A 12,493-nucleotide genomic window follows, 5' to 3' on the forward strand; every position below is an offset into this window, starting at 1 on the left:
CTAGTGGGTGGCAGTGCATATCTCATACTCGCCAGAGGTACCATCCGCCACAGTGGGCAGGTGGAACTAGTGTTGGTCCCCCACAAAGCACCTGCCGCTGGCCAGCACAGCCATAACGACGACGGTAGGCTGGCCATCACGCACCTGGCCCACCACGCAATCATTGTCCAGCCTGCCAGCTGCTTCTATGGCATCCACGGCCAGGCCCGTGGGGGTCTGGCCGATGGAGATTTCCAGGTTTTCCGGCACCACGCCGGCAGCCAGCATGGCCTGCTTCATTTGCTCGCGCGTGGGCTTGGGACTGGCCGAGGCCAGGTTGCTGAGCTCCTCCCGGACGGTCCCCGCGAGCTTGCCCGTTGGGGTGTCCTGGTCAGCAGGCGTGACAGGTGTGGTGCTGTCCGCAGCAGCGGCAGTGCCCAATGCCGGCAGGGTGGTCGACGAGTCCTGTGCGGCGGCCCCGGGCTTGGGTCCGCCGCCTTGGCCCGGGAGGAGGGAACATCCGCCAAGGCCCACCACCGCGGCGACAGCCACGGCGGCGATCGCGGCACGCATCGACAAGCGGGCCATGGGCTTCCGCGCGGGGGCGGGGAGGAGTTCCGAGGTCACCTCGCCATTCTGCCACGGCTAGAACACGGGTTTGGCGGAGATGAGCTCCCCGGTAAGGGGGTCGGCTTCCTCGTCGCCCTCGTCCGCCTCGTCCGCGGCAGAGGCCTCTTCGCCTCCGCCGGTCCCCGCCGACGCATCCTCGCGGCCGTCGCCGGCGTAGCCGCCGTCGAACGCTTCATCCAGGTCAGGCTCCGAATTGCCGCCGTCGTACTGCGAAGCGTCGCCGGCCATGAACCTTGGATAGTTCTGGCCCTGGCCTGCCAACGCCAACCGGGCCGCTTCCTCCCGGCGCTGGGTGTTCTGCCGCTGGTACACAGCGGTGCCGAAGTTGAGATCGTGGCCCACCGACTCGGCTGTCAGGTCAAGCGATGCCGCAGGAGTACCGTCGCTCTTGGTCCAGTGCCGCAGCTTGAGCCGGCCCGTCACCAGAACCCTTTCCCCCTTCTTGATGCTGAATGCCGTGTTCTGGGCCAAGTAGCGGAACGTGGACACGTGGTACCAGCTGATGTCGCCGTCCACCCACTGGCCCGACGCCTTGTCCTGCCTCCGTTCCGTCGATCCCAGCTCGAACGAAGCGATCGGAACCCCCTGATCGCTGGTGAGCAGTTTGACTTCGCTGGCCACAAAGCCGCGGAGCGTGATGCTGTCTGACATGTGCTTGCCTTCCCTGGAGCCGCTTGCGCGGTGTCGAATGGATGGTTCAAGCAAAGCGCTGATTCGGTGCGCTGTGTCTTCGTCGAGGGCCGAATGTGGACCCCTCGACCGCTCCCGGTGGCTGTGGAGGACACCGTGCCGACGCCGCTATTCCCGCCGCACGCTCAAATGTTTTGAGTGCCCTGCCGAGTTGATAGAGTGAATGCCGGTTCGGCAACTCATGCTGCTTGCCGTTTTGGCAAGTGGCACTTGCTTGCGGTCGGACCGATGCCTCGGTAGCTCAGCGGATAGAGCAGGAGCCTTCTAATCTCTTGGTCGTGGGTTCGATTCCCGCCCGGGGCACCAAATATGGCTCTGACCTGCGGCGATGTCCCGCAGGTCAGAGCTGGCAAGGGTCCAAATGGGGCCAAGTCACGTTTTACTCACGTTTTTCAGCAAAAACTTGGTCACGTTTTTCATTGACAGCTCACCCAGTTTCATCGCTTGTCACCGCAACCACAGGTAATTGATTCTCCCCGCAGTGCCCAGACTCGTCACGGGCGCCTGGCTCCACGTGCCCCATATCATGCCTTCTTCTAGATGGCCAGGCACATGAAGGTCCCAGGACTCCCGACATGGCGATTTAATGGTTTTAGGGTTGGGTCGTGTTTTTGAGGGCGTAGCGCAGGATGAGCCCGGTGCCGGGGTAGCGGGTCTTGGTGGCGCTGAGGTGGTCGCAGAGTTCGGCGATGGCGTTGGTGGCCCGCTTCGTTGGCAGCGGGTCCAGGCGAATCGTCAGGTGGCCGGGAACGGTCGGGTCGATGTCCCCGGACTGGTGGAAGGCCTGGCGGATGAGCGCGTGGGCTTCGTTGGTGGCTTTGGCGTAGCCGGTGTTGGTGCGTATTTCCCTCGCGAGGGTCATCGCGGCATTGTAGGCGGCCATTCGGATGGCGTGGGTGATGAGTTTGGTTTCGGTGTCCGCCACTTGCTGGCCGGGGGCCAGGTCCCCGAGCCGGACCCTTTGCGGGAGGCGCTGGTGGGCTGCCTCCGCGGTGGTCAGGGCAGTTTCGGCCCCCCAGAGGGGTGCCTTGGCCTGGTTGATCATGGCATTGGTGACCGTGACCTCGTTCGTCCCTGCCGGCGGGTTTTTCAGGGCCAGCAGAGCAGCGTCGGCCTCGGCTGCTGCCTCGGCATGGTGCTTTCTGGCGGCGAGGACTTTTTGGTAGGCCCGGGCCCTGGCGGGGTTGGGGACCATCCGCTCCGGGTCATCGTCCGTGCCGGCGTAGGAGTCGTGGGAGTCAAGGTCGAAGTGCATGCGGGCGTAGCGGAACTGGTTTTCCTGCCGCCACCTGGCCCCGAGCCGGTGGATCGCCTCCCCGGCGTTCAGGTTCAGGTCGGTGGTCAGGAGGTGGATTTGCCGGGTCCCGCCACCTTTGGTGGGCACGATCCGGCTGATCTGACGCATTTGGAAGACCTCCCCGGTCGTCTTCGTGGCGGCCAGGGGCAGGTCCACGAGCGTGTCCGCCGCGAACCAGGTCCTCGTTTCCCCGTGTTCGTCGGTGTGGGCGACCCCGGTGAACAGGGCCTCCCCAAGGTCGGGTGTCGCGCCCTTGCGCCAGGTCAGCACGTCGAAGCCGGCCCCGGCCATGTGCGCGAAGAGGGCCGGTGACCAGCCGCCCTGGTCAAAACCCACCAGCACCCGCCGCCCGTCGCCGACGGCGGTGCGCAGTTCGGGCAGGAGGGCTCGGAGTTCCCCGGCCAGGGACGCGCCGGGTTCGGCCATGACCACGAACACGGGTGAGCCGTGGGCGTCGGCGACCCAGGTTTCCTCGGTCGCCGGGACCGGGAACTTCAACCGGGTCGAGTACAGCTTCCCGATCTTCTTCGTGCCCTGGTAGGCGCGCACGTGCCCGTCAACGTAGAGGACCGCGGCGAGGTTTTCCCCGCCCGGGCCGGTGGATGTGAGGTGGTGGGCAGCCAGGGCGGCGATCAGCTCCTGTGCCTTGCCGGTCTCGGCGAGCTGGCCGAGGCGCCGGCGGATGGTCTTCACTTCCGGGGCGCGGTCCAGGCCCAGAACCCGTCCCAGGTCCGCCGGGTTGAAGCGGGTTGCGCCCTCGGCCCGCGCTTCCCCGGCCAGGGCGCGGAGCACCGCATCCACCAGGATGCTCTCCAGGCCGTAGAAGCCGTTGGGCAACGACCCGTAGACGGCTTTCGCACCTTCGAGCAGGCCGCTTGCTTCCAGGGCGGGGAAGGCCAGGAACAACCCGGCATGGGGAACCCGGGCGGCCGCGGCAAACACCGGGGACGCGGCCTCCAGCTCTCCGGCGGCGGCGCGTTCGGCGGCGCGGGCCACAGGTGCCGGCAGGATCGGCAATTCCGGCTGTCGGGCATCCGGCGCCGGCGCGGCTGGTTCCGCAGCCGCTGGTGCCCCGGCCGTCCCGGCCGTTTCCGCTGCGCCCCGGTCCGCGGCGAGTTTCAGGGCGCGGCGGACACTGAATTCCGAGACCCCCACCTCCGCGCCGATGGCACGCAGCGACCGATGCTGCGCACGCAGGGCCACTATCCGGCCGACCACCTCCCGGCCGAGCCGGGACGGGCCCTTCGGGCCCTTCGGTCCCTTCTTCCCCTGGGCCACGGCCGCCACGCCTCCCTCGGCCGCCAGCTGGCCCCACTGCCACACCGTTGCCGGGGGAAACCCTGAACGCCGCGGCAATCTCCGCCACGGAAGCGGCCCGCATGCCGGCAAGCTTTACCGCCGCCCACCGGCGCGCCGCCACATCCGGTGCGTCCCAGGAAAACGTCAACTGCCCACGAATATAGACTTCCCCGCCCTGGTCGTCCTCCACCAGGGACACCGCCAATCCCACCGGTACGGCAGCCGGGACCATCACCGTGGGCAGGGGCGGTTGGGCGGTCATGACAGCCATCATTCCACCCTTCCAAACGCAATGGATTCTCATGTCTATTTTATCGTTAAATGGGCAAAATTAACAGCCGTGCATCGACGGGAGACCCCGGAAAATCAACGAACACCCCAGGTCTTCACCCAGCCAGTCCAGAGCCCTGAGTCCGGCGTCCTGGGAATACGAGCAGACCTATTATGATCTACAAATCGGCTCGTTACCCGACGACGCCGCCAACAAAACGGCGGCATGATTCCCGGGATGCTTCAGGGAGACGACTGGGCTGCTTAGTTTCCCCAATGAATGGCCCAACGAAGGGCCTTCCAACACTACGTTTCCGCAGCGTTGGAAGGCCCTTCGTTTGGGTGGTCCACACCCGCTCACAACAATGTATGGGGGATGCACGCACAACTGCTTCGCTTCTTATCGTAGTTCTTCCACTGGAGTCGAAACCGAGTCCTGGACCCAGAAATCAGCCCCGTCGACTTTGGCAGTAACTGCATCAAAGACAGGGTCAAGACCGGCTTTACGTTGCTTTTCGTAGTCTCGCAATACCCGCAGTGCGGGTTTGGCCAGGAGGACAATTACCACTACGTTGATCCACGCCATGGCTCCGTACCCCAAATCTCCAAGAGACCAGGCAAACGAGGCGGAGGTGACACTGCCAACGTATACACAAGCAAGGAAGCCCAACTTCAGCACTACGCCGGGCCATTTCCACGTGATGCCGAAGCAGCGCTTGATGTAAGCCAGTCCTGTATCAGCCATGTACATGTAGAACATCACACTAGCCCGGGGTTTTCATCAGGGTTGGGCTGAGGGGTGTGTTTAAGACACGAAAAGGTGCTCTGACAAGGGAAAATAGGGGTGTCTACGCCGTTATTTCCGTGTCTTGAAGGAGCACCTTTTCGATGCATCAGCCTACCAAGGTCTTCCCGTCCCTCCCGGTCACTTTCACCGGCCAGTCGCTGGTCTCCCATGCCGGGGGACGGATCCTGACCTCATTCATCGACGCCCTCGGGTTCCGGGACCTGTGCGAGGACCGGCTCGGGCAGTTCGTCCCCGCGATGGCCTCACACCGGCCCGGGAGGCTGCTCGGGTCGCTGGCGGTGATGCTCGCCGCCGGCGGCGAGCACGCCTCGGACCTGGACATCCTGCGCGCCCAGCCCGGCGTGTTCGGCAACGTGCCCTCGAACGCAACAGTCTCCCGGTTCTTCGAACGCACCGTGAAGAACCCGGACGTCTTCGATTACGGCTTTTCGACCCTGGCCAAGGAACTGCGGACCCGGGCATGGGAAGCCGCAGGAGACCGCAGCCCGGCGGTGAAGGCGACGGCCGCGGACCCGCTGCTCATCGACCTCGACGCCACCTTGGTGACCTCGCACTCGGACAAGGAACAGGCCACCGGAAACTACAAGGGCGGGTTCGGATTCGCCCCGTTCACCGCCAGCCTCGATTACGGTGCCGGCAGCGGCACCGGGGAGGAACTCGCGGTACTGTTGCGTCACGGCGGGGCCACGGCGAACAACGCCGAGGACCACATCCGCATCTTCGAGGCCGCCATCGCCGTCCTGCCCGACTCCCTCTACGGTGGGACCGGGGAACTGGACGGGGAGAAGATCCTGGTCCGCACCGACAGCGCCGGCGCGTCCCGGAAGTTCCTCTGGTACCTGCATTCGCGGGGCGTGCAGTTCTCCGCCTCGTACCCGGTGCCGGTCGGCAAGGCCCACATGATCGACTGGATCAACGACAAGAAATACTGGCAACCGGCCCTGGACCAGGACGGGGTCGAACGCGATGACGCCTGGGTCATCAACGCCACGCAGGTGATCCCGCTCGATGACTACCCGCCGGGGACGAAGATCTTCCTGCGCGCCGAACCGCTGCACCCCGGCGCGACACCGACCCTGCTCGACATCGACGGTCACCGTGTGACAGCGTTTCTGACGAACTCCCCGCGCTGGCACGGACCTTTTCTGGATGCCCGGCACCGGGCCCGCGGCCGGGCCGAGAACCGCATCAAAACCCTAAAGAACACCGGGCTCGGAAAGCTCCCCTTCTTCGATTTCGCTGCCAACCAGGCCTGGGCCAACCTCGCGGTCCTGGCCGCGAACCTGGTCTCCTGGCTCCAGCTCACCGCCCTGCCCGACGGCCACAAAGCACGGGGCTGGGACATCAAACGCTGGCGCTACCGGCTCTTCGCCACCGCCGGGAAAATCATCACCCGCGCCCGCCGGAACCACCTGCTGCTGCCCGCCGCCGCGCCGGAGCAACCCCTGATCAGCGCCCTGCTCGAAGCCATTGAACGGATCGCCGCAGCCGCGAACCGCCCCGCGGTCCTCCTGCGGGCCTGACACCGCAACCCCCCGTCAACCAACGAGCAGGAAAGAAGAACACCAACGGGAACAGTGGAAGCCCGCGCACAGCCCGGCGCCCCCGGGTCCATCAGCCACACCCGAAATCCGATTCAGCCCGCCGGGACGGCAAAACCCGCACCCAACGCCCCGACCGCCGTCCGATGAAAAATCCGGGCTAGTGAAGGCAAAGAAGAGAATGGCAATCGAAAGGGTTCCCGAACCCCACCCCGGCAGGACTGACTCGATGGCCGCTTGAGTGTAAAGAGGACCGGGTTCAACGCCGTCAAGGTGATTGGCCAGTGGCGCACCCGCTGCAGGAATGACGTTGTAGGACTTGGTAATGAGAATCATGAAGGCAGTAATGGAGCAGACGGCCAGCGTATCTATGAAGGTCGCAAATGACTGAACGAGTCCTTGTTTGGCCGGGTGTGAGACCTCAGCAGCAGCTGGGGCATACGTCTCGCTTCCGAATCCTGCTCCGTTCGAGAATGCCCCGCGCTTGACTCCCCAAGCAATCGCAGCACCAATCATCCCGCCGAATGTCGCATTCGTGCCGAAGGCGCTGGAGAGGATCAAGGCAAAAAGCCCGGGGATCGCTCCGGCGTTCACCACCATGATCATCAGGCCCACCAGGATGTATCCGGCTGCCATGAAAGGAACCACAAACTCGGCAGTGCGGGCAATGCGCTTGATGCCGCCGAAGATGATGAGAGCCAGAACTACCATCAGGGCAATCCCTGTTACGTGGGTATTGACGGAGAACGCTGAATTCAGTGATGCAGAGATGGCGTTGACTTGAACGTTCGGCAGCAGGAATGCGCCCGTGATCATGGTCATGATCGCAAAGATAATGGCGAGCGGTCGCAGTTTCAGTGCCTTTTCGATGTAATACGGAGTTCCTCCGCGGTACTCTCCGTCTTGCTTGCTCTTATAGACCTGAGCCAGTGTCGTTTCAATGAATGACGTGGCCATTCCGAGGAAACCTGTCACCCACATCCAGAAAACGGCGCCAGGACCGCCGTAGGCGATTGCTGTGGCAACACCAGCAATATTGCCAACACCGATCTTGTCGCCCAAGGAGAGGGCGAGCGATTGGAATGAGGAGATTCCGGAGGCGGAACTTTTCCCTTCAAAGGACAGCCGAACCATCTCGATGGCGTGCCTAACTTGGGCGAAGCGTGTGGCTATTGTAAAAAACAGTCCTGCTCCCAGAAGCATAATAACAAGGACAGGACTCCAGACAAGACCGTTGAGCCATGTAACAAAATTTTCCATTACCTTGCACCTCCTTGGGCCGCGGCGGTGCCGGCCCCTACTGTTTCAGTGCTGGGGCTCAGAGGTAGTCGCAGTAGCTGCCCGTATCCTGGCAGCGCGTCGTCGATGCCTGAGAGCCGGAGCATGTGCCAGGCGAGCGCCTGATTGCTGCTGATAACTGGCTTGCCGAGACTGGCTTCAGCTCGTTCAAGGATGTCCAGGGTCCGTACGTTGGTGCAGGAGACAAAGACCGCATCGCATGGGGAGGACTGTCCCACTTTGAGGATCGCTTCGTAGACCGATTCGGGGGCGATCCGCGCCACCTTGCATTCCTCGGATTCCTCAAAGGAACCGAATCCGGTGATGGTTGGGCCGTCTTCTTCCAACGCGGACCGGAGCTTTTCGGACACTTCCGCAACGTAGGGGGTGACAAATCCCAGCTGTTGGACGCCCAGGGCTCTGCAAGCTGCCCGAACTGCTGTCAAAGGATCAGTGACAGTTGGCATCGCTGAGGAGTTCTGGACCTCGGCGGGGTAGGCGGAGCGGACGGCCTTGGCCACGTTTTCCGCTCCGATGACGCTGGCACCGGAGGTACACGCGTAGCCAATAGTGTCGAAGGAACCCCCGGTGGGAAGCAAGCTCACAGCCATGGGGATGTGAGCTTCCATGGCCGCCAAGGTTTCCTCGGTGACGTCCAGCCCGCTGGGTACCCGAGTGTGGTGAAGGGCGACGCCGGGTAGCTTCAGTAAGGTTTGAAATTCGTATTCGAGCGTTTCATCAACCTGCAGGACAATAACGCCCAAGCGGGCGCGGGTGGCAACACCCGCATCTGATTCGTAGGACAGTTTCATCTCAGTGCACCTCTGGGAGTTGTTCGGGGGCGCGGCGGCTCAAAAGCTGAGGGCCATTGTTGCGAAGCACAAAGTTTTCTTCGTGCACCATGCCCTGACCGGGTTTCATATCGAGGGAGGGTTCAAGGGTAAGGACCATGCCGGGAACCAGGATGGTCTCATCCGCATTGGTGTGCGAGGGCCATTCGGTCAGCTGCATGCCCAGTCCGTGGCCCAACCGGCCAACATTGCCGCAGGCGTAGCCGTTGCCAACAATCACTTTTTGCATGGCTCGGAAAAGGTCGCCCGCCGTAGCTCCAGGCCGGGCGATCTCCAGTGCGGCGTTGGTGGCCTCGAAGAGTGTGGCGTAACCATGCTTGGCTGCGCGGTCCGCAGTTCCGATGGCCCAGTTGCGGTCGAAGTCGCAAAAGTAGCCGTCGTAGACGGTGCCCGTATCAATCATCAGCACATCCCCATCGGTCAAGGGGCGGTTGCCTGGGGGAGAAATGACATTGTCATACCCACCTGGAGCTGATGCGCCAACAAGGTAGGAAACATCGTCGGCTCCGTGCTTGAGGAGTTCGATCTTGACCGCACGGAAGGTTTCCACCAGAGGTTGGCCAGGGGTGGCGATGCTGGGAACCAGATCATAAACGTCGGAGGCGATGCGGCAAATATGCGCAATCTTCTCAATTTCCGCCTCTGACTTGACCATCCGCAAGGTCTTGACCACTTCTGTTGCGTCGTCGAAGCTGAATCCGGGCACCATTGCCCGGAGCCTGCCGTAGTCCGCTAGTGGCATGCGCAGCGTTGTCTCAGGACCCATGGGCACTCCCACCCGGGCCCGATCTCCCAGAATTTCGTGCATTGTCTCGGCCAGCAAGGAAACACCCTCGTCCTCAGGCTGTGGCGAAGTCCAAGTCCGAATGTCTTCGATCCAGGTCTGCGCCAGAGGAGGGTATCCGATACCTGGAATCACGGCAGTCGGCTGACCGCTGGCAGGCACGAGAAGGAACCAAGGGCGGGTTGGGCTTTGCCAGAACTGGGTCAAGAAACCTGTGAAGTAGCGAAACTCAGCTTCCGTGGTGATCAGCAGCGCGTCCAAGCCGGACTCGGCCATCAGCTGTTGTGCGCGTGTCAGCCGGTTCGCGAACTCCGCAATGGGAAAGCCACGCTGCGGGGCAACGTAAGAGCCGGACGACACAGACAGAATCCCGTCCTGCGTGGTGCCGGGCCACGCTGCGTGGTCGGGGATGGTTGTTTCTCGCATCCGTTTGTTACTCCTAGATAGTGTGCTCTCTATGGGCCAAAATTACGCTCAAGTGTTGACGGCGTGGGGTGGGGCTGGATTCGGCGTGGCACCACCAGCTTTTACGAGTTGCCCACCCCGTGTGTCCCCTGTCACAGCATCAAGTCTCCCGCATGATGAAGTAAACAAAAAGCGGTCAAATATGGCCTTTACCTTGAAGTAGATATGGACAATACTACTTGAAGTAAGAGTGGAAGGAATAGACCACAAATAAACACTTTTACTTTCCTTTTCTTTGTTGGACGATGGATACATGCTTCCCACACAGACCGCCTTTTGGTACTCAAATCCCACCTCCCGCTCATGGCAGACAGCAGCGCCTGAATCCGCTCTGCCCTTTCACCGCAGTCTTGATGGCTACACCCCTACACCGTTGGTTAGTCTGCCTTCCATTGCCGCTGAGCTGGGTGTCAGCCAGGTCTTGGTAAAAGATGAATCGAACCGCTTGGGCTTGCCTGCCTTCAAAATCCTCGGCGCCTCATGGGCCGTATGCAGGGCGCTGTGCCAGCGCTACGATCTGGACCCCGAGGGAATGACTGTTCCCCGGCTCAAGGAATTTATCCGCACCAACGTAGACGTTGCGCAAACTCCCGTACTGGTCACGGCAACCGATGGCAACCATGGCCGCGCAATAGCCAGAATGGCGGCATTGCTGGGCATCACTGCCCGCATCTACATTCCGGCAGGCCTGAGCTCCTCTGCAATTGCGGGAATCACTAGCGAAGGCGCTGAACTGATCGAAACCGAAAACATCTACGACGATGTGGTCATGCTCGCCGCGAAATCCACGGAGGGCCAAGCCTGCGATGTTTTGATTCAGGACACGGCGTGGGAAGGGTACATGCAGGCTCCGCAATGGATTGTGGACGGTTACGGCACCTTGTTTGGCGAGATTGATGATGCACTTCGAGAAATGAACGCACCCGGCCCGGACCTGGTGGCCTGCCCTGTTGGTGTTGGTTCACTCGCCCAAGCACTGGTAGAGCACTACCGGACAGCGGGCAATGCCGCTCCTGTCCTTTTGAGCACTGAACCGGAAACCGCAGCGTGCATTGCGCGGTCCTTGTTGGCCGGAACACCGGTAGTGGTGGATACCTCCTACCCGTCCATCATGTCAGGACTCAATTGCGGCACACCCTCAGAGCTGGGCTGGCCAGCGCTGCTGGCAGGTCTCGATGCCGCGGTGAGCGTTTCTGAGTCCGACTGCCGCCAAGCAGTCTTGGATCTCCAGGACCTAGGCTTGGATGTGGGCCCTTGTGGCGCAGCCACCCTGGCCGGCGTTCGGGCAGCCCTATCAATCCCTGAGCGGAGGGAGTCGTTGGGACTCGATGCATCGTCCGTGATCGTCTTGGTCAGCTCCGAGGGCCTGGCAGCAAACCCGCTACGATGAAAGGCTCTTTCCCCATGGAAATCACCGAAAATTTAGTACCCGACGCCATCATTAGCCTGTTAGAAGATCCTATGGCGCTTTTGAAAGACCTGGTCAGGATCGATTCCGTCAACCCTGACCTTGTGCCTGGCGCAGCCGGAGAAAGTGCAATTGCGGACTTCACAGCGACGTGGCTGGAACAGCGGGGATTCACCATTTCCCGGCTCGAAGCCGTGCCTGGCCGCCCGTCCATTGTTGGCGTCGCAGCTGGTTCCGGGCAAGGCAAGGCCTTGATGTTCAACGGACATTTGGATACCGTCACCCTCGCAGGCTTCGACGGGGAACCACTCGAGCCTCGAGTGGAGGACGGGCGCATGTACGGCCGAGGCACTTTCGATATGAAGGCTGGCATCGCCGCGATGATGGTCGCCGCAGCAGCGGCAGCATCCCAGCCCCATGCTGGCGACATCATCGTGGCACTTGTCGCGGATGAGGAATTTGCCAGCGCTGGGACGGAGGAGGTCCTGCGGCATTTCACCGCTGACGCGGCAATCGTCTCGGAACCAACGCATGAGGACATCGTCATCTCACACCGTGGCTTTGTATGGTTTGACGTGACCATCCACGGTACCGCGGCCCACGGATCCCGCCCTGACCTGGGGATCGATGCCATTGCAAAGACCGGGAAGTTCCTCACTGGCCTCGATGACCTCAGCCGTTCGCTACCCCTCGGCGCCGCCCATGAAATGTTGGGAACAGGAAGCATCCATGCATCCCTTATTCGCGGCGGAGAGGAACTCTCCAGCTACCCCGCCTCCTGCACCGTCTCCCTTGAACGGCGCACGGTCCCTGGCGAGAACTCAGCAACGGTGGAGGCTGAGCTACGTAAAGTTCTAGATGCCATCGCCAGCTCGGACCCCGATTTCAGCTACACGGTAACCGAGATCTTGGAACGTCACGCCTTTGAAGTCTCTGCCGAGGAGCCTATTGTCCAAGCCCTCGAAGCCGCCGCTGCCGCAGTCACCGGGAAGCCCGCCACCGTCCGCGGTGAAGCTTTCTGGACTGACGCATCCCTAATGCTCGAGGCAGGTATCCCCGGGCTGCTCTTCGGCGTTGACGGCGGCGGAGCCCACGCAGCCACCGAATGGGTAGAAATTGACTCAGTGATTCGAGTCACTCACATCCTTGCCACCACCGTTTCCAACTTCTGCCGCTAAACACACTTCGAAGGA

At 62.1% G+C, this 12,493-nt stretch carries 10 protein-coding genes and 1 tRNA gene; 4 read left to right on the forward strand and 7 right to left on the reverse strand.

Annotated elements, in window-relative coordinates; all coding sequences use genetic code 11:
- Window positions 1-66: 66 nt before the first annotated feature.
- The gene (locus tag ACQCSX_RS06120; protein ID WP_427018163.1) at window positions 67-606 is read right to left on the reverse strand and encodes a DUF6993 domain-containing protein; all 540 of its coding nucleotides are present in this window, start codon (window positions 604-606) and stop codon (window positions 67-69) included.
- 18 nt (window positions 607-624) lie between these two features.
- Entirely contained in the window at window positions 625-1,260 is a 636-nt protein-coding gene (gene ssb, locus ACQCSX_RS06125; protein ID WP_427018164.1) for a single-stranded DNA-binding protein, read from the reverse strand.
- 269 nt (window positions 1,261-1,529) lie between these two features.
- Here ssb and ACQCSX_RS06130 point away from each other — a divergent pair.
- Window positions 1,530-1,605: transfer RNA gene (locus tag ACQCSX_RS06130), tRNA-Arg, on the forward strand.
- 286 nt (window positions 1,606-1,891) lie between these two features.
- Here the strand turns inward: ACQCSX_RS06130 and ACQCSX_RS06135 are convergent.
- Both ACQCSX_RS06135 and ACQCSX_RS06140 read right to left on the reverse strand, forming a co-directional pair.
- Window positions 1,892-3,883 carry a putative transposase gene (locus ACQCSX_RS06135; protein WP_427018165.1) on the reverse strand — a complete coding sequence of 664 codons (1,992 nt, stop codon included), beginning with the start codon at window positions 3,881-3,883 and terminating at the stop codon, window positions 1,892-1,894.
- A 682-nt stretch (window positions 3,884-4,565) separates the two neighbouring features.
- Window positions 4,566-4,925, reverse strand: a complete 360-nt coding sequence (locus ACQCSX_RS06140; RefSeq protein ID WP_427018166.1) for an alanine:cation symporter family protein — start codon at window positions 4,923-4,925, stop codon at window positions 4,566-4,568.
- A gap of 128 nt (window positions 4,926-5,053) precedes the next feature.
- On the opposite strand from ACQCSX_RS06140, the gene ACQCSX_RS06145 reads away from it, so the two are divergent.
- Window positions 5,054-6,496, forward strand: coding sequence for an IS1380 family transposase (locus ACQCSX_RS06145; RefSeq protein WP_427015697.1), 1,443 nt, complete (start codon window positions 5,054-5,056; stop codon window positions 6,494-6,496).
- A gap of 15 nt (window positions 6,497-6,511) precedes the next feature.
- On the opposite strand, the gene ACQCSX_RS06150 is transcribed toward ACQCSX_RS06145, so the two are convergent.
- From ACQCSX_RS06150 to ACQCSX_RS06160, 3 genes are read right to left on the reverse strand one after another with little or no spacing between them, the layout of a single operon-like run.
- Entirely contained in the window at window positions 6,512-7,774 is a 1,263-nt protein-coding gene (locus tag ACQCSX_RS06150) for an alanine/glycine:cation symporter family protein (RefSeq protein WP_427018167.1), read from the reverse strand.
- Window positions 7,774-8,604 carry a maleate cis-trans isomerase family protein gene (locus tag ACQCSX_RS06155; RefSeq protein ID WP_427018168.1) on the reverse strand — a complete coding sequence of 277 codons (831 nt, stop codon included), beginning with the start codon at window positions 8,602-8,604 and terminating at the stop codon, window positions 7,774-7,776. Before ACQCSX_RS06155 ends, ACQCSX_RS06150 begins: the two co-directional genes overlap by 1 nt.
- Window position 8,605: 1 nt before the next feature.
- Window positions 8,606-9,853: a M24 family metallopeptidase gene (locus ACQCSX_RS06160; RefSeq protein ID WP_427018169.1), complete on the reverse strand. Its 1,248-nt coding sequence runs from the start codon at window positions 9,851-9,853 to the stop codon at window positions 8,606-8,608.
- 292 nt (window positions 9,854-10,145) lie between these two features.
- Between ACQCSX_RS06160 and ACQCSX_RS06165 the strand changes: the two genes are divergently transcribed.
- Both ACQCSX_RS06165 and ACQCSX_RS06170 read left to right on the forward strand, forming a co-directional pair.
- Entirely contained in the window at window positions 10,146-11,282 is a 1,137-nt protein-coding gene (locus ACQCSX_RS06165) for a diaminopropionate ammonia-lyase (RefSeq protein ID WP_427018170.1), read from the forward strand.
- 14 nt (window positions 11,283-11,296) lie between these two features.
- Window positions 11,297-12,478: an ArgE/DapE family deacylase gene (locus ACQCSX_RS06170; protein WP_427018171.1), complete on the forward strand. Its 1,182-nt coding sequence runs from the start codon at window positions 11,297-11,299 to the stop codon at window positions 12,476-12,478.
- The last annotated feature ends 15 nt before the right edge of the window (window positions 12,479-12,493 follow it).

This window comes from Pseudarthrobacter sp. P1 (assembly GCF_050156935.1).
GTDB lineage: Bacteria > Actinomycetota > Actinomycetes > Actinomycetales > Micrococcaceae > Specibacter.

What these genes read in the sequence shown, in the direction of transcription:
- ssb (WP_427018164.1), bottom strand. Translation starts at nt 1,260, where the DNA reads ATGTCAGACAGCATCACGCTCCGCGGCTTTGTGGCCAGCGAAGTCAAA.
- ACQCSX_RS06160 (WP_427018169.1), bottom strand. Translation starts at nt 9,853, where the DNA reads ATGCGAGAAACAACCATCCCCGACCACGCAGCGTGGCCCGGCACCACG.
- ACQCSX_RS06145 (WP_427015697.1), top strand. Translation starts at nt 5,054, where the DNA reads ATGCATCAGCCTACCAAGGTCTTCCCGTCCCTCCCGGTCACTTTCACC.
- ACQCSX_RS06170 (WP_427018171.1), top strand. Translation starts at nt 11,297, where the DNA reads ATGGAAATCACCGAAAATTTAGTACCCGACGCCATCATTAGCCTGTTA.
- ACQCSX_RS06140 (WP_427018166.1), bottom strand. Translation starts at nt 4,925, where the DNA reads ATGTTCTACATGTACATGGCTGATACAGGACTGGCTTACATCAAGCGC.
- ACQCSX_RS06165 (WP_427018170.1), top strand. Translation starts at nt 10,146, where the DNA reads ATGCTTCCCACACAGACCGCCTTTTGGTACTCAAATCCCACCTCCCGC.
- ACQCSX_RS06150 (WP_427018167.1), bottom strand. Translation starts at nt 7,774, where the DNA reads ATGGAAAATTTTGTTACATGGCTCAACGGTCTTGTCTGGAGTCCTGTC.
- ACQCSX_RS06155 (WP_427018168.1), bottom strand. Translation starts at nt 8,604, where the DNA reads ATGAAACTGTCCTACGAATCAGATGCGGGTGTTGCCACCCGCGCCCGC.